This is a genomic window from Microcoleus sp. LAD1_D3, from assembly GCF_036702135.1.
Taxonomy (GTDB): domain Bacteria; phylum Cyanobacteriota; class Cyanobacteriia; order Cyanobacteriales; family Microcoleaceae; genus Microcoleus.
Map to the genome: position 1 here is coordinate 1 of NZ_JAUBSB010000006.1, position 19756 is coordinate 19756.

Consider the following 19756-nt stretch of genomic DNA (forward strand, 5'->3'; position numbering starts at 1 on the left):
CATCTACTTTGTACCTTTATTGATAAGTTAGATTTAGACCCGGATTTGATTTTAAACCATCCTAATCTTTCTTCAGTATTGTCTTATGGTACTTTGGCTGCTTAAAAACTGTCCGGAGTATTGTTATATCAAAAATAACGCGCTGCTGACGCACCTTACTAAGCTTGAGGATAACGTTGTGCTAAGAAAGAGATAGCAGCAGCCCGATCGCCCAAATCGCCATCCAACCTCGCCGCCAACAAATCATCCAACATTCGTTTAAACCCAGGCCCCGGCTTATAACCCAAAGCCTTCAAATCGTTGCCATTCAAAGGCGGCTCAACATTCGCCCATTTGGTGAGATATTCCCAGATTTGGCGGCGGGCACTTCGCGGGCTTTGTAGGGCGATCGCAATTAACACCGGCAACTCATAATTTTTCAACAGCAGCACCAATTGACTCGGCAACTCGCACTTAGGCAAATTCTCTCCTAACTGCTTCTTTCCCGATTCCAAAACTTCCAACCGCTTAATGCTGTCAGCAGGTAACTGAAGATTTGCAGCCACCTTCCCGCGATATTCCGGTGCTAAATAAGCTATCAAAACTTCCAGCCGCATCTGCCAATCGGGAATATTGATAATGGGGAATGGGGAATGGGGAATGGGGAATGGGGAATTGTCTCTTCCTTCTTCCTTCTTCCTTCTTGTCTCTTCCTTCTTCCTTCTTCCGACTTCCATCGGGCTGACATCCGTTACATCCGTTACAGAATCCGTTGCCGAACTTCCTTCTTCCTTCTTCCTTCTTCCGACTTCCATCGGACTAACATCCGTTACATCCGTTACAGAATCCGTTGCCGAACTTCCTTCTTCCTTCTTCTTCCTTCTTCTTCCATTCAAACACCGATCGAGCAAACGCAGTTGCCGCCACAACTCCCGATCCAACTCCAAAGTAGGATGAATGCAGCGCAAAGCCTGCAAATCTCCCAGCATTTGCAAAGCAACTTTCCAGTAAGGAGCTTGCAAAATGTATTTCAATTCGCTTTTGAGCCGAGTTTCCAAAGCCGGAGCTCGGCCGTTTTCCCCCTGAATTCGGTAATAAATCCCGCTGGCTAAAGCGTTGCGGATGTATCCTTCCGTCTGCGGCTCAATTTCAAATCCCAACCGCACCGCAAATCGCACAGCGCGATAAATTCGCGTCGGATCTTCAATAAAACTATTGGCGTGCAAAACTCGAATTTGCTTCGATTCCAAATCCAGCAAACCGCAAAAAAAATCTAACAATTCGCCACTGCGAGGAACACCCAACCGCACAGCCAGCGCATTAATTGTAAAATCCCTGCGGTACAAATCTTGGCGAATTGAACTCGCTTCAACTTCAGGATTTGCAGCCGGATAAGGGTAAAATTCAGTCCGAGCCGTAGCGATATCCACCCACAGGGAGCCGAAAGCAGAGTCTTTGTGCCACAAAAGCGCGGCGGTTTGAAAGTGACCGTGAACGTCCAAACGCGAGTCTGGGTAAAGTTTTTGTAGCGATGCAGCCAACTCGACACCAGCACCGGAATCGTCGGAACCGCACTTTCCATCCACAACCAAATCGATATCTGTTAGCGCCAGTGTATCATCCGTGGCTAAGAGTAAATCCCGGACTGCTCCACCCACAATATAAAGTTGCCAGCCGCGGTTTTGGGCAATATTGGCCGCGATCGACAATAATTGCCATAATTCGGGACTGATGCGCGATCGCAACAACTGCTCAACCGATTCGGGCACGGGACAATTAGAAAATTCTGCACTACTTCCCCTGTCTCGCGCTTTTTGCTGGTGCAATTCCCGCAACACATCAGTCCGAGTCACAATTCCTACAAGTTGACCGTTTTCCAATACTGGCAAGCGCCCGATATCGTATGTCACCATTAAAGATTCAATTTCCGGCAGCAAGGTATCTGGGGCGATCGTTTTTAACTGCGGACTCATGTAACCCTTCACCGGAGCGTGGCTGAAACCGTGGTGCAGGGCAATGTCAAGGTCGCGGCGCGAGATAATGCCAGCCAGTCGATCGTCCGCATCAACCACAGAAAGCCCCGAATGTCCGTAACGTAGGAGGATACGGTGAGCTTCCCCCACGGATGTTTCCGGGCGAATACTCCGCACCGGAGACGACATTAACTCGCGTGCTGTCGGAGGGTGGGGAATTTGAGCTTTGAGTTCGTCAGCTAACTGATTTAAAGTCAGCAGGGGGTCAACATCGCGGGTGGCGAGGGAAGCGGCGCGGGCGTGGCCTCCGCCGCCGAAGGGTTTGAATAATTCGCTGAGGTTTGTGCCTTCGATGCGCGATCGACCGATAATAGTTAATCGATTGGAAACTGGCGATTCGGGAGCGATGTTGCGGTTGTTGTCGTTTTCGCCAAATTTATAAACATTCCCTAACAGCAGAGCATCGGTTTCAGTTAAATCGAGCAAGCGAGAAGCCAGTGAAGAAAGTCCCGGAACATAAGCTTCAGTAGATAGCAGCACCCAGGCTACGCTGTAACCGTGCAAAGTTTCCGATCGCAAATTATTCAGCGCTTCTCTCAGCAAATCTTGCAATTGAGGAGACAAACCCGGTTCTACATATTCAGCTATTACCCGCAAACTCGCTCCCTGTTCCATCAACCACGCTAAAGCTATGGCATCTCGCGCAGTTGCGCCCTCAAAGGTGAGGGAACCTGTATCGACGTGGATGCCGAGGGCCATTACTGTTGCTTCCGAAGGCAGAAGGCGAAATTCTGGATCGCTCTTTTCCCTGAGCTTTTCGACAATTAATGTCGTGCTGGCTCCGACTGCTTCGATTTGGGTGACAGTTGCGGGGATGTCCAAATCAGCTTGTAGGTGATGGTCAAAAACCGCTATTTCGTTGAGGTGTGGCAAATCCAGCCACTCGGCGGCTTTTCCCAAACGATCGCGCTGTGAGGCATCAACTATACTAATCGATCGAATTTGTTGAGGATTGACCGATCGGCGTTCAATCAGTGGGTACTCGTCGCGGTGTAGCGCCAAAAAATCCCGCACCGTCGGGTGACACCCGCCCGTCAATACGATCCTGCTACCGGGGCGCAGCACGCAAAGTCCCACCGCCGCTCCCAAGGCGTCAAAATCTGCTGTTGTGTGGCACAAAACTAAGTCCATAGCCGAAAATCCCGCATCTCTAACTCAAACAGTAGCAATTTCTCGCCCTCTGAAACCGGATGTGTCGATCGGGCTTTAAGTTAACCTTTCCAGTTTTCTGTGCTGTAGCGAACAATGATAAAATTGATAAAAATCTTAAGAGCCGCTGACGCCTGTTCGCGCAACGCCCGAATTTGCCTGGGTTCTTTCGTATCAATCAACCGACAATTTCTCGATCGACTATCGGGAAACTGTCAAAAACTAGAATTTGGAAAAATTTTTTCGGTTCTGGGAAACTATTTCTGATCAACGCACGGTTATATCGAAAGGAGAAAAGATGTTATCAATTCTGTTTCAAGTGGTTTTACTAGGTCTGGTGCTGCTGTCTTTTGTGATGGTCGTTGGCGTGCCAGTTGCTTATGCCTCTCCCCAAAACTGGAATCAGTCTAAAGCCCTGATTTATGCCGGGTCTGGCCTCTGGTTTTTGCTAGTTATTGCAGTGGGTGTATTGAACTTTTTAGTCGTTTAATTTCACTCCACCCTATCGAATAAAGAAGGTAAAAGATAGAAGTATGAAGGCATTCGCCAGGGATTGAAAGGCATTCGGCAGAAGCTAGGAATTTTCCAGACCGCGCGATCCTGTATGTTTTTGCACTTGAGATTCAGATGAGATGCTGCTGCTTTCTGACTTTTGCCTTCTCACAAACAAAAATCTAAAATCTAAAATCTAAAACCTAAAATAGAACACTATGACTGTTTACGAGGGAACTTTTACTCACACCGAATCTTTGCGATTTGCTATTGTCATCGGTCGTTTTAACGATTTGGTGGTTAACAAACTTTTGGAAGGATGTCAAGATTGTTTGAAACGCCACGGGGTTGATATTAATCCTCATGGCTCTCAGGTGGACTTTTTTTGGGTTCCGGGAAGTTTTGAGATTCCTTTGGTGGCGCGCCAAGCTGCTCTTTCTCACCGCTACGATGCGGTAATTTGTCTGGGTGCGGTAATTCGGGGCCAAACTCCTCATTTCGATTTTGTGGCTGGTGAGGTTGCTAAGGGAATTGCTGCGGCTGCTTTTCAAACAGGGGTGCCGGTGATTTTTGGGGTGGTGACGACTGACACGATGCAGCAAGCTTTGGAAAGGGCTGGAATTAAAAGCAATTTGGGCTGGAATTATGCGATGAGTGCTTTGGAAATGGGCACTTTGATGCGCCAAGTTAAGGGTTTGGGCGGAAATTCTTACGATCCATTACCTGCGTCTGCTGCTGTTCAAGTGCTGTCGGGCGAAGCGAATTTGGCGATCGCCCCGGATGTATCGTCGGATCAAATCCCCTCGTAAGTTCGGCTAGCAGTATTTTTAAGAAGCTAAAAAAACATCAAGATTTGCATCGGGAAAAATCTTAAGACTCTTGTGGGGTGGTGATTATGCCCGCCCCCAAGGTAAGAATTCCACTCGGGGCAGATCGACAAATTAGACCAATATTTTGCCAATTGGAAATGAAAACTTTGATGCCTCAAGTTCATGCTTTGGGCGGAAATTATGACGATCCATTACCTGCGTCTGCTGCTGTTCAAGTGCTGTCGGGCGATCGGGATTGATGTATGTTCCCAAAAAATTTCGTAATCTAAAATCCAGGTTCATTATTCCCTTTATGAACTCGGTATTAATCGGCTGATTGGATATTTAATTTGGTTGATAATCAACTGGAAATACACAGCGAACCTTATAAAAAACAGACAAGGTGATTTCAATTATCGCTCGCAACGAGTAGTTCTGTCCGATGAGACTGTCGTAATTCCGGGTTGCCCCGATTTATCTCTGGAGCTATCTTTGGTGTTTCCAGCCTAATCTAAAAGTGCGATATAATCGAGATCTATAATAAATTTATACCGTGCCGTAATGACTGCGCCACCGCCTCCGACACCGACACCGACACCACCCCCATCGAGTCCAACTCCTGTAGAGCCATCTCCTCCAGTAACTACGCGATCGGGTACATTCACGAAAAAGGTCGTGATGAATGTTTTGGAGTTTGTCGATCAGGTGTTCTATGCGTTAATGGGTCAACTTGGAAGAACAGTTTATGGGTCAATTCAGGATGCCCTCGCACTGGGTATTCTTTTAAAACTTCCCAGTTTAATCGGTGAAATTATTATCGGTAAAGATTTCTCAAGTTTCGATATTTGTCTAAAAGAAAGCCCTTTCGGTGCATCTCGTTATGCTTGTTTCATTATTGTAGCTTCTGATTTTTTGTTGTGGATAGTTCTCGCAGGTCGAATTATTGCTCGGTTTTGGGCAGATTTAAAAGATTTGAAAAACAATCCGTAGGAGATATCTGATATGACTTTAGTCAACCGCAAACAAATTAGTCTTTATGAAGAAGCTGAATCTGGATTAAATTCTTTAGTCAAGCAAACGGCTCAAGTTGGTGTTGGTTTGTTGGGGATGCTGTTGCTGACAGGGGGAAATCCGCCAGCTTTGACAGTAGGCTTAAGTGTAGTTGGGGGAATTGCTTTTGTTGCTTGGAGCGAAGAAAAGCGACTCACTAAATTTTATGCGCGACAATCGCAACTCAAACACGATCCTGTCATTGCGAGTGAAACGTTAGCGGAGCGATCCGAAGGAAAGCAATCGCCACCTCTTAACTCTAGTGAGTCTGAATCGCTTAATAACATTAAGCAAATTCTTGAATTAGATACAAATAATTTATCTGAATTGGTAAAACAGGCTGGTTTAAATCCGTATGAAGATTTAGCAGGAGCTGATTTAAGTGGTGTTAAAGGAGTTGGCGGCAAATTGAGCAGATTCAATCTCAGCGGTGCAGACTTAGATGGTGCTGATTTAAGTCGTGCCGATCTGAGTTTTGCTAACTTAAGCAATGCTAAACTGAGCGATGCCAACCTGAGCGATGCCAACCTGAGCCATGCCAACCTGAGCCATGCCAACCTGAGCCATGCCAAACTGAGCGGTGCCGACCTGAGCGCTGCCCACCTGAGCAGTGCCGATTTGAGTTTTGCCAACCTGAGCGGTGCAAAACTGAGCAGTATCAACCTGAGTCATGCCAACCTGAGTCATGCCAACCTGAGCGGTGCCAACCTGACCGGTGCCAACCTGAGCGGTGCCGATTTGAGTTTTGCCAACCTGAGCAGTGCCAACCTGATCTTTGCCAACCTGAGCGGTGCTAAACTGAACGGTGCCAAATTGAGTGATGCAGACTTGTGGAGTGCCCAATTGAGCGATGCAGACTTGTGGAGTGCCGAATTGAGCAATGCCAATTTAAGCAGTGCCAATTTAAGCAATGCCAATTTAAGCAATGCCAATTTAAGCAATGCTAATTTGACAGCAACAAACCTGAACACTGCAAAAGTAGAAAGTGCTCGATTTGGTAAAAATGCCGGACTGTCTGAAGATGCAAAGTATGAGCTGAAAAAGCGAGGTGCAATCTTCCCACAAGATGAACGGATCGCAGCAGTGCTGTAAAATTTTTGTTGAGACGGTAAAACATCGGTCAAGTTATAGAGTTTCCGTCATCTGTATTGAGTCGCTTAAGGAAAATGTGTCTTCAATACGAGCTATAATAGTTGGGTAACGTTGGGGTAAGTAAAAAAACTAACATGAATCAAACTTCTACAGTTACGATCGGCAACACATTTTATAAAATCCTCGCAGAAATCTCCGCAAGCTCTGGAAAATCACTCCAAGCAGTTCTCGAACAAGCCATCGAACCATACCGAAGACAACAGTTTTTAGAAGCAGCAAACCAAGCTTATATTGCTCTACGCAATAACTCCGAGGCTTGGCAAGAAGAACTTGAAGAACGATCGCTCTGGGATATCGCTTTAGTTGACAGTTGACAGTAAAAACCCGGTTTCTTTGGTTTTGATGCTGAATTCCCGGTTCAAATCCACCCAACCTTGCAATTTTTGAAATTGTGTGATACCATAAAACGTTCTCAAAAAGCGCAACACTAACTATTACTGCATGGCAACGAAGCCAACGATCGCATTTACTCACCTCGGCTGCGAAAAAAATCGCATCGATACCGAACACATGATTGGCTTGCTGGCTCAAGCGGGCTATCAAGTGGATTCTAATGAAGAATTAGCTGATTATGTTGTAGTCAATACTTGCAGTTTTATCCAAGCTGCGCGAGAAGAGTCAGTCCGCACCTTGGTAGAATTGGCAGAAGCTAATAAAAAAGTAGTGATCACGGGCTGCATGGCACAGCATTTTCAGCAGGAATTGCTGGACGAATTGCCCGAAGCAGTCGCAATTGTCGGCACTGGCGACTATCACAAAATAGTCAATGTTATGCAGCAGGTCGAAAAGGGCGATCGAGTTTCCCTCGTCTCTTCAGAACCTACTTACATCGCTGACGAAACTACTCCCCGCTACCGCACCACATCGGAAGGTGTCGCGTATCTGCGTATAGCAGAAGGCTGCGACTACCGCTGTGCATTTTGCATTATCCCGCACTTGCGCGGAAATCAAAGGTCGCGGACGATCGAGTCTATCGTCGCCGAAGCTAAGCAATTAGCCTCCGAAGGGGTAAAGGAAATTATCTTAATTTCTCAAATTACCACCAACTACGGCAAAGATATTTATGGCGAACCGAAACTAGCCGAATTGCTTCGCGCTTTGGGTGAAGTAGATGTACCTTGGATTCGGATGCACTACGCCTATCCTACAGGTTTGACTCCGCAAGTTGTCGAGGCAATCCGGGAAACACCAAACGTTTTGCCGTATTTGGATTTACCCCTGCAACACTCGCACCCGGAAATTCTGCGGGCGATGAATCGGCCTTTTCAAGCTGGGATTAATGATGCCATAGTCGATCAACTCAAAGCAGCACTTCCGGGCGCCGTAATGCGAACAACTTTTATTGTTGGGTTCCCCGGCGAAACCGATGAACACGCAGCACACTTGCTGGAATTTGTCAAGCGCCACGAATTCGATCACGTAGGAGTTTTTGTATTTTCGCCAGAAGAAGGAACCCCAGCCTTCAGCTTGCCCCAGCAAATACCTGCAGAAATAATGGAAATGCGGCGCAATTCGGTAATGGCGGCACAACAACCTATATCATTGAAGAAGAATCAAGAGTCTGTCGGTCAGGTAGTTGATGTCCTGATAGAACAAGAACAACCAGAGACAGGCGAGTTGATTGGTAGATCCGCTCGGTTTTCCCCAGAAGTAGATGGACTCGTCTATGTGACAGGAGAAGCGCGACTGGGTTCGATCGTATCTGTGAAAATTACTGGTGCAGATGTCTACGACCTCTACGGTCAAGTGTAAGTATTGCTGGAACTGTTGCCTGAGACGGTGCGGCGAACAAAAACCGGACACGAACCAAAAATGATTAGTAGATTGTGCAGAAAAAGTAACGTTTAGTACACAATTGTGCAAAGATATGTAGCAAAGGGGTTCTAAATTTTTTTAGCCCCTATCTGGCAATCGACCCTCCCCGTCGGGGTGTGGTAATCTCTACAGAACATCGGAAAATTTTAACGAATTTAATGTTTTGTTTCTGAATGTAAAGAGTTATGATGATAACAAGCCAGAAATAAGCGGGGATAATTTGAGATTGCTTCGCCGTCCGCCCTACACCACAACGGTATCCCGAAAGAGTGTTGAGATGGATAGGCGGTAACGGTCGCCCCATCCCCTGCTCAATCCCGCAGGCGACGGATTGCGGGATAGCGCCTGAACCAAACAACCTGTTACTACTATTTATGTAGTGAAGTGGGGCTGGTCATGATCCTCACTATAAAATGCCTAAGAGGGAAAGCTTGCAAGTACCTCAAAGGAAGTCCAATGTCCTGTTTTAAGAATGTTGGAAGCCTATAACCCGACCCCTGGCGGTTGGTATCGGTGATGTCACAAAATCAAAGACGGCTGTCGAATTGGTAAATTTAGTCACCATCGACGGAGCTGCCCTATACTCGATTGCTATTTAAGAAGGTGCGCGCAGGCGCAGCACCATAAAGAACTCTTATGAGTTCCTGCCCTAGAGCAGAAATCCGCATCCGAGTTGGGCAACTTAGAAGGCTAAGACTCGTTATTAGGAGCATTAATGAATTTATTGTTTGAAGGCTTAGGTCTTTCGGAAGAACTCGTTCTCCATCTGGAAACACTAGGCTTTACAGAACCTACTCCCATCCAAGTACAAGCAATTCCGCACCTGTTAGCAGGTCGCGACGTTGTGGGTCAAGCCCAAACAGGGACAGGCAAAACGGCAGCATTCTCGTTGCCCATCTTGGAGCGGATTGATTTAGATCTGACTGCGGTGCAAGCACTGGTGCTGACGCCGACTCGCGAATTGGCGATGCAAGTAACTGAAGCCATCCGTGATTTGAGCGGCATCAGCAGCGACGGCCCGGTAAAAGTGGGTCGCTCTCTGCAAGTTCTGACAGTGTACGGCGGTCAATCGATCGATCGTCAAATGCAGCGTTTGAAGCGCGGCGTTCACGTCGTTGTCGGTACACCCGGACGCATATTGGATATGCTGAGCCGCGGCAGCCTGAAACTAGACAAGGTAAAGTGGCTGGTTTTGGATGAAGCTGACGAAATGCTGAGCATGGGCTTTATCCAAGATGTGGAAAAAATCTTGGATGCTGCACCAAAAGAACGTCAAACGGCATTTTTCTCGGCGACGATGGAAGCTTCCATTCGGAAATTGGTGGCGCGGCATTTGCGTAACCCAGTCAACGTCACCGTAGAACAGCCAAAAGCAACGCCGAAGCGCATCAGCCAAGGCGTGTACATGATTCCCCGTGGCTGGTCGAAGGCAAGAGCTCTACAGCCAATCCTAGAAATGGAAGACCCGGAATCTGCACTGATTTTTGTGCGGACTCGGCAGTCGGCGGCAGAACTCACCAGCCAACTGCAAGCAGCAGGTCACAGCGTTGATGAGTATCACGGTAATTTGAATCAGGCACAACGGGAACGTTTGTTGCATCGGTTCCGCCAATGTCAGGTGCGCTGGGTAGTGGCGACTGATATTGCGGCGCGGGGTTTGGACGTGGATCACTTGACTCACGTGATTAACTACGATTTGCCCGACAGTGTGGAAAGTTACGTTCACCGGATCGGACGCACGGGCCGGGCTGGTCGCGAAGGAACGGCGATTACGCTGATTCAACCGGTCGATCGCCGCAAACTGCGCTTGATTGAACGCCACGTGCGATCGAGCTTGACGGTGCGAAACATTCCGACACGGGCGCAAATTGAAGCTCGTCAGTTGGAAAAGATGCAAGGTAAAGTTCGCGAAGCTTTGGCTGGCGAACGGATGGCATCTTTCTTGCCTCTGGTGTCTCAGTTATCCGAGGAGTACGACTCCCACGCGATCGCCGCTGCTGCTTTGCAAATGGCTTTCGATCAAAGCCGTCCTGCTTGGATGGGCGCGGATTACGCTCAACAAGAAGATCCCCCGATTGGTGGAGAAAACAGCGTCAAGCCAATCTTGATCAAAAAGCGGGCTAAGACTGGTGCGCCAAGTAATTCTGTAGCGCCGACTTTTTCTGGAGCGCCGAGTGCTCCTGTTCCCCAGAACAGCTAATTGGTAGGGTGCACAATGTGCACCTTATTTAGAATTTTTGTAGAGGTGCGATCGATCGCACCTCTACTTTTTTTTAGGGGTGTGATCCCAAATCCGAGCTCGGCGGTTGAAACCGCGAACAAACTTTCGTCCACTCCTAGCGGACTGAGAATTGGATAAGTAAAGATGCAAGGAAAGCGATCGGACAATTTCTGTAACTAATTCTACGCTGAGAACGTTAATTGATGAATTGGGTACTGAGTGTCAAAATGTGATTACTTTAATCCATCAGCTTCAGTTGCTTGATTTAAGCGATCGACAAAAAGCTGAAATTATAGCAGAGTTCCTTCCTCTCTGCAATCCATCTCAAAGTTCACTGCGGAGAGGATTTTCAGACATTAATTCCTGAGGAAATGACAAAATTGTCGGATGATGATGAAGAGGATTAAAGAGACGCGGGCGATCGTACATCAGGAAAAAGCCCTCCAGTCAACTTACAGAAAGGCTAAAAATCCTCATAAATAAGGAAGAAAGTCCTGACTACAAACTGGTGAACCGGGACTTTTGCACTGTTGTTTAATATTTCAGTTTAGCTGCGTGCCCACAATAATTTTTTGCACGCGATCGCCCTTAATTTCCCCAATCAAATTAGAAGCCTTTTGGTCATTGCTGTAAGTCAACCGAGTCACTCCACCCTGCACAGATTGCGACCCATAACCGTAAGTTTTAACAACTTTTTGGCTGTTATCTCCTACCTTCACACCATCAATTGTCAGAAACTTGGGATTGGTAGTATAAATTAAATAAACTTTGCCCTCCCATGCTGCTACCGTCAATCCTGAGTAGGTTAGCGTGCGAATCTTGCCGCCGATGCCAGACGCAGCAGGTTTAGTTTCATCGCGCTGCGGTTTTCCCAACTTACGTTTTGCCTCTTCTACAGACATCCCCAACCGAACGCCGCCAATCCCCAGGCGCGAATAGTTCAGCGCCGCCGGCTTTTGTGTCGCGCTGAGCATTCTTTCTAGAGTCGCAACAGTTTGATTCATAGCGGGAACAGGGCGAAGTAAAGCAGCAAATCCTAAGCTAGAAATTGCGAGATTCATCATGATGCCAGCGACGGCTGTTGTCACAAATATTTTTACCATTTTTTTATAGCTTTATTTGGCAATGTATTCGCGCGATCGCCGGCTCGATCCGGATCTATACTAATAATCCCCGGTGTAGAAAATTCACTCCTACACAAGCAAAATCCGCCTGGGCGGACTAAAAGAGTAAAGATATTGATCCCCAAAAATATAACGCCTAGAAACTCGGTTTCTGTAGAAGCAGTGCCAAGATATCTCGCCATGACGGATTTCTGAATACCAAACAAAGTTTTACGTTTAATTAAAGCGACTACTTAATAACCGGAATTGCTGTGATATCCTAACAAAAGCCATATCTGCATAAAATAAGTAATTTAGATGACCGCAACAGATTCTACTAAACACCAAAAATCCAAAGCCCTGAAACCGGGTAGCCGCCGCCCCGCTAAAGAACTTTGCAGCGAGTGCGGTTTGTGCGATACATATTACATCCATTATGTCAAGGAATCTTGTGCTTTCTTAACACAGCATATCGCGGAACTGGAAGAAGAGATTCACGGGCGATCGCGCAATCTCGACAATGCCGACGATTGGTATTTCGGAGTCAGTCAAAACATGATGGCGGCTCGCAAAAAAGAACCAATTGAAGGTGCTCAGTGGACGGGGATCGTCAGCACAATTGCGATTGAAATGCTCGAAAAAGGAATTGTAGAAGGCGTTGTTTGCGTCCAAAATACCGAAGCAGACCGCTTTCAACCGATGCCGATTATTGCTAGGAATCGTGAAGAGATTCTCGCAGCCAAAGTCAACAAACCCACTCTCTCTCCCAATCTTTCCGTATTAGAACAAATCGAAGAATCGGGGATGAAGCGGCTGTTAGTAATTGGTGTCGGCTGTCAAATTCAAGCCTTGCGAACAGTCGAGAAAAAACTCGGTTTAGAAAAGCTTTACGTTTTGGGAACTCCCTGTGTCGATAATGTCAGCCGCGCGGGCTTGCAGAAATTCCTAGATACGACTAGCCGTTCTCCCCAAACAGTTGTATCTTATGAGTTTATGCAAGACTTTAACGTTCACTTCAAACACGAAGATGGTTCGGAAGAAAAAGTGCCGTTTTTTGGCTTGAATACTAAGGAATTGAAAGATGTTTTTGCTCCTTCTTGTTTGAGCTGTTTTGATTATGTCAATTCTTTAGCAGATTTAGTTGTGGGCTACATGGGCGCACCTTTTGGCTGGCAGTGGATTGTGGTGCGAAATGACACCGGGCAAGAGATGTTAGACTTGGTAACGGATCAGTTAAATACTCAGCCGGTGATGTCTAAGGGAAACCGAAAAGAAGCGGTTCAGCAAAGTATTCCGGCTTATGAAAAAGGAGTAACTTTGCCGATGTGGGCGGCGAAGTTAATGGGAGTGTTTATTGAGAGAATTGGGCCGAAGGGTTTGGAATATGCCCGGTTTTCCATTGATTCTCATTTCACTCGCAATTATCTGTACGTGAAGCGGAATTACCCGGAGAAATTAGAGGCTCATGTGCCGGAATATGCTAAGCGGATTGTGGGACAGTATAAGTTACCAGATGTGTAAACTTGTAGGGTGCGTCAGTCAGGAGTTGTTGGATTATAGAAAAAATAATGCTAACTGACGCACTCTAATACTCAAGGATAGCAAAAGATAGAAAACAAATGCACTTGGGAACAATCGAATTATGGAATCGCAGAACGTTAACTAGACTGGCTATCCTTAGTACGATCTTAATTACTCTGATTAGTGGGATATGGTTGAGTATGATTGCAATGCCAGGGAAAAGCTACAGCGGGACAATTCCTCCTTTAACAGCACAGGAAATATCGCTCCGAGATGCTTTACAGCGCGATGTGGAAAAGCTCTCTGGTGAAATCGGAGAGCGCAACTTTATACAATATCAAAAACTTGGAGAAGCCGCTGACTTTCTCGAAGCATCTTTTCAAGCTGTTGGCTATAAAGTTGAACGACAAGGATATAAAATTGATGATAAATTTTATTATAACATAGAAGTGGAGATTCCAGGGGGAAAAAAGGCAGATGAAATAGTTGTAATTGGGGCACATTATGATTCTGTGGTGGGGAGTCCAGGGGCAAATGATAACGCAACTGGGGCGGCGGGAGTCCTGGCTTTAGCGAGAATGTTTGCAGGTAAAAAGCCTGAAAAAACTGTGCGTTTTGTTGAGTTTGTGAATGAGGAACCGCCTTTTTTCTGGACTGCTGATATGGGGAGTTTGGTTTATGCGAAAAGATGCAGAGAGCGGAATGAAAAAATTGTTTCGATGCTCAGTTTAGAAAAAATTGGTTATTACTCAGATGCCAAAAACAGTCAGAAATATCCAGCACCATTAAACCTGTTTTATCCTACATCGGGAAATTTTATCGGATTTATTGGCAATACATCCTCAAGTAAACTGGTTAGAGAGGCGATCGCATCTTTCCGCCGCCATGCTGAATTTCCCTCGGAAGGTGCAGCAATTCCGGGTGGCATTCCTGGTGTTGGGTGGTCTGATCAATGGTCTTTTTGGCAACATGGTTATCCAGGGCTGATGGTGACAGATACTGCTCCCTATCGCTATCCTTACTATCACACGGCGCAAGATACACCCGATAAGGTTGACTGGGAACGGACGGCGAAGGTGATAGCTGGATTGGAGAAAGTTGTGGCAGATTTGGTAGGAGTTGATATTAATTAGTTGCGTAGGGTGCCCAGCGGGAAAATATCCTCACTCGGCACAGAATATCAGGCAAACTGGCGCACCTAAAAATTAGTAGAAGTTGCCTGAATGAGGTGATTCAGAGAGTTTTTAATAGATGTTTGGCAGGGACGCGGTAAGGCAGTGTCTTTGTTGTATACGGTTGAGAAAATTAGACGTAAAAGATTATGACATTTATAGTTGCACAGAAACACATGAAGTTACCAAAGTCGATCGCACTTAGTTGTTGTGTGCTTCTAGCATTATCTGGAAATGGAGTGTCGGGGAAAGCAGCAGCAGAAGTGCGATCGGGAAACAGTAGACGAACATTTGCCGATTGGTGTCGCCAAAAAGCTGATTTGAGTCCTGAAGCTAAACATACTGTTGAGGTGCTGTTGAAGAAAGCTGAGACTACTGAGTGCGATGTGGCGGATCGGAAACTTTCGAGTCTCACCGAACTCAACCTAAAAAACTATGGAATTAGCGACATCAAACCGCTAGAATCCTTCACTAACCTGACTTTGCTCATCCTCAGCAACAATAAAATCAGCGACATCAAACCGCTAGAATCTTTGACTAACCTGACTTTGCTCGGCCTCAGCAATAATAAAATCAGCGATATCAAACCGCTAGAGTTTTTGACTAACCTGATTTCGCTCGCTCTCGACGGAAATCATCTCAGCGACATCAAACCGTTCGCATCTTTGACTAACCTGACTAGAATCAGGCTCAGCGGAAATCCGATCGCCCCCAAAACTTGCCCTCTCAAACCAGAGTCTATCTGTAAGTGGGAACCACAAGCTCAACCATAAAACTTTACAGTGACGTTCGATCGCACTTAAATATTTCAGTTACGAAGGATAAATTTGCTATTCCTGAGAAAAACCCGATCGCCCTTATTGACTAAAAGCGATCGCACACCAACATCCTTCTACAAATCAGCAGCGTGCTGCTTCAATTCATCCAAAGAAACGTATTCCAAAGTTAAGGCGTGAGTCGCAGCCAAAACCACAAGCGGCGCACATCCAGCATCCATTGCTTCCTTCCAGCGAGAGGCGCACAAACACCAACAATCCCCAGGCTTCAAGCCGGGAAAGTTAAATTCGGGAACCGGAGTGCTCAAATCATTTCCGTTCGACTTGGTGAATTGCAAAAACTCTTCTGTCAGTTGAGCACAAACAGTGTGAGCCCCAAAGTCGCCACCACCTGTATTGCATTTGCCGTCCCGATAATATCCTGTCATTGGCGAAGTGCAGCAATTCTCTAACTTTCCGCCCAGCACATTTGTAGCTTCCGTCACCATCGCAGCTCCTGAGTAAAACTCTTCGATCTAATTTTACACAAATCGTTGTTTATATATTTTTTTCCATCGCAAAGTTGATGAATTTTTGTCCTCTGCGTTCTACTTCTTGTTTTCTAATCACAATAAATCCCTGGGTTTCAAAAAAAGGTCTAGCTGTAATGCTGGCTTCGGTAAATAACTTGTTAATTCCTAAATCTTTGGCTTTTGACTCAATTTGTTTTAAAATTAGTCTGCCAACTCCTTGTCTTTGAAAATCTTGATGACAGTAAAAGCGATCGATATGGCCGCTTGCTTCTAATTCCCCAAAACCTGCAATTTTCTCCCCCTCTTCTGCTACGAAAGTAAACTTACTGCTTAAACTTTTAGTCCAACTTTCAATATCGATATCTGCGGGAGCCCAAGCATCTACTTGTGCTTTTGTGTAATCGCGGATGTTTACTTCGTGTACGGTGTTGTAAAACAGTTTGACAATTTGTTGGGTATCACCGATTTCGTAGGTTCGTATTTTCATAAATTATCTCACTTCGATCGCTTCTTTAATATTAATTTGGGATTTTTAACCGCTTCGCAACGCGGATGGATGTTGGCTTTTACCATTTTGGCTCATTTCTTGCAGGGCGATCGGCAAAAAAATTCTTCCCTAGCCCTTGACAAACTCTACGACTCTGTGTTCTATTAAATATAACGACTGTTCGATATATATCAATCCGGCTTGCTGACCTAAAAAATCAATTTTGTAGTGATTGATACTATATCGCACGTTCGATATAGAATTATCAGACCAATAAATTTTAGACTTTAGATAATCTAAAATCTAAAATCTATTCACCCATGCCAAAAATAGTTGACCGCGATCGATACCGTAAAGAACTACTAAACAAATGCTTTGACATATTTGCCGAAAAAGGTTACTCATCAGTAACTATGCGGGAAATTGGGTCAGAAATCGGAGTTTCTACAGGAACCCTTTATCACTACTTCCCGAGTAAAGAAAGTTTGTTCGAGCAGTTAATTGAATACTTGAGCTATGAAGATACAAAAGAAGAAGCACTTGCTGAATTGGGAAATCCGCCAACTTTAGCAGAAAAAGTTGAAAAAATGATGGATTACATCAGCAAAAATGAGGATTATATGCTGAAAAATTTGTTAATGACATTTGATTTTTGCCACCAAAAGACTCGCAAAGAGATTGACAGCAATCAAGCTCTCCAGGAAGCAGGAAAGCGTTATGAAGAGGCAGTCATTTGCTACTTAGGTATCTCCGATCCAGCGCTCGCTAAATTTATCATTTGTTATATTGACGGTTTGCTGGTAAGAAGGTTTTATCAAGGTGAAAGAATATCTGTTGCAGAACAATGGACTTTATTAAAAGAGATGTTGCTCGCTTATTTAGACAAAAATAGCTGCAAGTAGAGGACAAGTATGAATTTTCAATCTTGGATAGAACCTAAAAATAGATTAGTAATCGGAATGGCAATTGCTGCCAGCATCATTACCAGCGGTACAGCTTTTTACGGGATTTCTCAGTTTGCACCGTTGGCTAAAAATACTGAACCTTTGCGTGCGGAAATACCACCACCGAGGAAAATAACGGCATTAGGAAGATTGGAACCGCAAGGAGAAGTGGTTCGCTTGGGAGTATCGCAGAGTTTAGATGGCGATCGCATTTCCCAGCTTTTAGTCAAAGAGGGCGATCGAGTCAAAGCAGGACAACTAATCGCGATTTTGGATGCGCGCGATCGGCTGCAATCTGTTTTAGATGAAACTCAAGAGAAAGTCAAAGTTGCTCAAGCCCGTTTAGCACAAGTAAAAGCTGGTGCAAAGTCGGGAGAACTTGCCGCACAATCTGCCACAATTGGCAAGCTAGAAGCGGAATTGCAAGGCAACAAAACTGCACAACAAGCCACAGTCGATCGCCTGCAAGCACAATGGCAAGGCGACAGAACCGCACAGCAGGCAACTATCAGCCGAATCACGGCCCAGTGGCAAGGGGAGAGGAAAGCACAACAGGCAACAATTAGCCGAATAGCGGCACAATGGCAAGGAGAAAAAACTGCACAAATAGCAGCGATCGACAAATTGCAAGCCGAGTTTAATAATGCTAAAGCTGAAGATTTCCGACATCAGCAACTCGCGGGTGAAGGTGCAATTTCTCAATCCGTAAGAGATACTAAGCGGCTGGCCTTAGAAACAAGTCGCCAGGAAATTAAAGAAGCACAAGCTAATCTCAGCCGAATTAATAATACGGCAAAGCAGCAACTTGAAGAAGCGCAAGCAAACCTCGATCGCATTAACAATACAGCCAAACAGCAAATTAACGAAGCAGAAGCAAACCTAACTCGCATTAACAGTACATCACTCCAGCAGCTTAACGAAGCTCAATCAACACTCAAACGCATTCAAGAAACTGGCATCGCACAACTAGAAGAAGCGAAATCCACTCTTGACAAAATAACCGAAGTGCGCCCCGTGGACTTGCAAGCAGCCGAAGCTGAGATCGAAAGTGCGATCGCCCAAGTGAAGCGCGCCCAAACCGAGTTAAATCAAGCTTCCATCCGCACGCCCAATGCTGGAAAAATCCTGAAAATTCATACTCGCGCTGGTGAAAAAATTAGCGATGACGGCATTGCAGACTTAGGAAAAACTCACCAAATGGTAGTCGTTGCGGAAATTTATCAAACCGATATCAACAAAATTAAGCTGGGACAAAATGCAGCGGTGATCGGTCAAGCATTTTCAGGAGAGTTGCAGGGAACTGTCAAAGAGATTGCGTTAAAAGTAAGCAAACAAAATGTGTTTAGCAATCAACCGGGAGAAAACTTAGACAGCCGAGTAGTGGAAGTAAAAATTTACCTGAATCCTGACGCTAGCAAACAAGTTGCGGGATTGACCAATTTGCAGGTACAAGTAGCAATTAAACAAAACTAAAGTCTTTACTAAAAACCTTGGAGGATTGAAAGTTATGGTAGAATTTGGCCCCGATCCGAACCGACCTTATCCGATGGCAGACCAGCGCAGGGTTTGCTTTATCAAAAGCTTCATAAAATCCCCCAATATTATCGTCGGCGATTACTCATATTATGACGATCCAATCGACCCAGAAAACTTTGAGAAAAATGTACTTTACAATTACGGCAGTGACAAACTAATTATTGGTAAATTTTGTGCGATCGCCACTAACGTCAAATTCATTATGAGCGGTGCAAATCACAAATTAGACGGCATTTCTACCTATCCTTTTCCCGTCTTTGGGAATGGTTGGGAAACAGCCATGAATCTATTAATCGAACTGCCCAGTAAAGGCGATACTGCGATCGGCAATGACGTTTGGATCGGCTATGAATCGGTGATTATGCCGGGAGTCAAAATCGGCGACGGTGCAATCGTGGCCGCCAAAACAGTTGTAGTAAAAGATGTTCCCGCTTACACCGTTGTCGGTGGAAACCCCGCACATTCAATCAGACAGCGTTTCAGCGATGCTGAAGTTGCACAACTATTAGAAATTCGGTGGTGGGATTGGGAAATTGACAAGATTTCTCGCAACATTAACTTAATTATGCAATCTGATATTAAAGCGCTCAGTAATGCTGAGTAAACTCGCAAATATAGCGATTTAAAATTAACAACCTGGAGGTTTCCCAATGCTTCAAATTGCATACTTAGTTCTCTGTATTCTGGGCACTGCTTTACCGTATTCCCAGTTTGTCCCGTTTCTCTTAGAAAAAGGGTTGAATATTAACGCTTTCTTCGGACAATTGTTTGCAAATCAAATATCCGGCTTTTTTGGCATGGATGTAATCGTCTCTTCCGTGGTTTTTTGGTTTTTTGTATTTAGCGAAGGTTCGCGTCTGAAAATGAAAAAATTGTGGATTTATATTGCCACTAACTTACTGGTTGGTGTTTCCCTGGGTTTGCCTTTATTTCTCCTAATGCGACAACGCAAACTTGAAGAAACAGCTTTAAATAACCAACAATAAATTCCCAATTCCCACTTCC

General features: G+C 45.4%; 18 protein-coding genes. 14 read left to right on the plus strand and 4 right to left on the minus strand.

Going from position 1 to position 19756, the window contains the following annotated elements:
- Positions 1–158 precede the first annotated feature (158 nt).
- The gene (locus tag QUA74_RS04880) at positions 159–3143 is read right to left on the minus strand and encodes a CBS domain-containing protein (RefSeq protein WP_333325586.1); all 2985 of its coding nucleotides are present in this window, start codon (positions 3141–3143) and stop codon (positions 159–161) included.
- A 316-nt stretch (positions 3144–3459) separates the two neighbouring features.
- Between QUA74_RS04880 and psbZ the strand changes: the two genes are divergently transcribed.
- The 7 genes from psbZ (at position 3460) to QUA74_RS04915 (ending at position 10679) form a co-directional block, all read left to right on the plus strand.
- Entirely contained in the window at positions 3460–3651 is a 192-nt protein-coding gene (gene psbZ, locus QUA74_RS04885; protein WP_333325588.1) for a photosystem II reaction center protein PsbZ, read from the plus strand.
- Between the two features lie 220 nt (positions 3652–3871).
- Entirely contained in the window at positions 3872–4462 is a 591-nt protein-coding gene (gene ribH, locus QUA74_RS04890) for a 6,7-dimethyl-8-ribityllumazine synthase (RefSeq protein WP_333325590.1), read from the plus strand.
- A 561-nt stretch (positions 4463–5023) separates the two neighbouring features.
- Positions 5024–5452 (plus strand): hypothetical protein, encoded by a 429-nt coding sequence (locus tag QUA74_RS04895; RefSeq protein WP_333325591.1) that lies wholly within the window; start codon positions 5024–5026, stop codon positions 5450–5452.
- Between the two features lie 12 nt (positions 5453–5464).
- Positions 5465–6604 (plus strand): pentapeptide repeat-containing protein, encoded by a 1140-nt coding sequence (locus QUA74_RS04900; RefSeq protein WP_333325594.1) that lies wholly within the window; start codon positions 5465–5467, stop codon positions 6602–6604.
- 134 nt (positions 6605–6738) lie between these two features.
- Positions 6739–6978 (plus strand): hypothetical protein, encoded by a 240-nt coding sequence (locus tag QUA74_RS04905; protein WP_333325598.1) that lies wholly within the window; start codon positions 6739–6741, stop codon positions 6976–6978.
- Positions 6979–7105: 127 nt separating this feature from the next.
- Positions 7106–8416, plus strand: a complete 1311-nt coding sequence (rimO, locus tag QUA74_RS04910) for a 30S ribosomal protein S12 methylthiotransferase RimO (RefSeq protein WP_333325601.1) — start codon at positions 7106–7108, stop codon at positions 8414–8416.
- 778 nt (positions 8417–9194) lie between these two features.
- Positions 9195–10679 carry a DEAD/DEAH box helicase gene (locus QUA74_RS04915; protein ID WP_333325604.1) on the plus strand — a complete coding sequence of 495 codons (1485 nt, stop codon included), beginning with the start codon at positions 9195–9197 and terminating at the stop codon, positions 10677–10679.
- Between the two features lie 563 nt (positions 10680–11242).
- On the opposite strand, the gene QUA74_RS04920 is transcribed toward QUA74_RS04915, so the two are convergent.
- On the minus strand, positions 11243–11803 hold the full coding sequence (locus QUA74_RS04920) for a hypothetical protein (protein ID WP_333325607.1): 561 nt from the start codon (positions 11801–11803) through the stop codon (positions 11243–11245).
- Positions 11804–12121: 318 nt separating this feature from the next.
- On the opposite strand from QUA74_RS04920, the gene QUA74_RS04925 reads away from it, so the two are divergent.
- From QUA74_RS04925 to QUA74_RS04935, 3 genes are all read left to right on the plus strand, one after another.
- Positions 12122–13324 carry a Coenzyme F420 hydrogenase/dehydrogenase, beta subunit C-terminal domain gene (locus QUA74_RS04925; RefSeq protein ID WP_333325610.1) on the plus strand — a complete coding sequence of 401 codons (1203 nt, stop codon included), beginning with the start codon at positions 12122–12124 and terminating at the stop codon, positions 13322–13324.
- 98 nt (positions 13325–13422) lie between these two features.
- A complete protein-coding gene (locus QUA74_RS04930; RefSeq protein WP_333325612.1) occupies positions 13423–14457 on the plus strand; it encodes a M28 family peptidase in 1035 nt (344 codons plus the stop codon).
- A gap of 188 nt (positions 14458–14645) precedes the next feature.
- A complete protein-coding gene (locus tag QUA74_RS04935; protein WP_333325615.1) occupies positions 14646–15269 on the plus strand; it encodes a leucine-rich repeat domain-containing protein in 624 nt (207 codons plus the stop codon).
- Between the two features lie 119 nt (positions 15270–15388).
- On the opposite strand, the gene QUA74_RS04940 is transcribed toward QUA74_RS04935, so the two are convergent.
- Positions 15389–15760: a DUF2237 domain-containing protein gene (locus QUA74_RS04940; RefSeq protein WP_333325617.1), complete on the minus strand. Its 372-nt coding sequence runs from the start codon at positions 15758–15760 to the stop codon at positions 15389–15391.
- 49 nt (positions 15761–15809) lie between these two features.
- Positions 15810–16271, minus strand: coding sequence for a GNAT family N-acetyltransferase (locus QUA74_RS04945; RefSeq protein WP_333325619.1), 462 nt, complete (start codon positions 16269–16271; stop codon positions 15810–15812).
- Positions 16272–16591: 320 nt separating this feature from the next.
- Between QUA74_RS04945 and QUA74_RS04950 the strand changes: the two genes are divergently transcribed.
- The 4 genes from QUA74_RS04950 to QUA74_RS04965 are packed head-to-tail and all read left to right on the plus strand — an operon-like array spanning position 16592 to position 19737.
- Positions 16592–17173, plus strand: a complete 582-nt coding sequence (locus tag QUA74_RS04950; protein WP_333325621.1) for a TetR/AcrR family transcriptional regulator — start codon at positions 16592–16594, stop codon at positions 17171–17173.
- 9 nt (positions 17174–17182) lie between these two features.
- Positions 17183–18688 carry an HlyD family efflux transporter periplasmic adaptor subunit gene (locus QUA74_RS04955; protein ID WP_333325624.1) on the plus strand — a complete coding sequence of 502 codons (1506 nt, stop codon included), beginning with the start codon at positions 17183–17185 and terminating at the stop codon, positions 18686–18688.
- Between the two features lie 34 nt (positions 18689–18722).
- On the plus strand, positions 18723–19355 hold the full coding sequence (locus tag QUA74_RS04960; RefSeq protein WP_333325626.1) for a Vat family streptogramin A O-acetyltransferase: 633 nt from the start codon (positions 18723–18725) through the stop codon (positions 19353–19355).
- 46 nt (positions 19356–19401) lie between these two features.
- Positions 19402–19737: a DUF2834 domain-containing protein gene (locus QUA74_RS04965; protein WP_333325628.1), complete on the plus strand. Its 336-nt coding sequence runs from the start codon at positions 19402–19404 to the stop codon at positions 19735–19737.
- Positions 19738–19756: the final 19 nt, after the last annotated feature.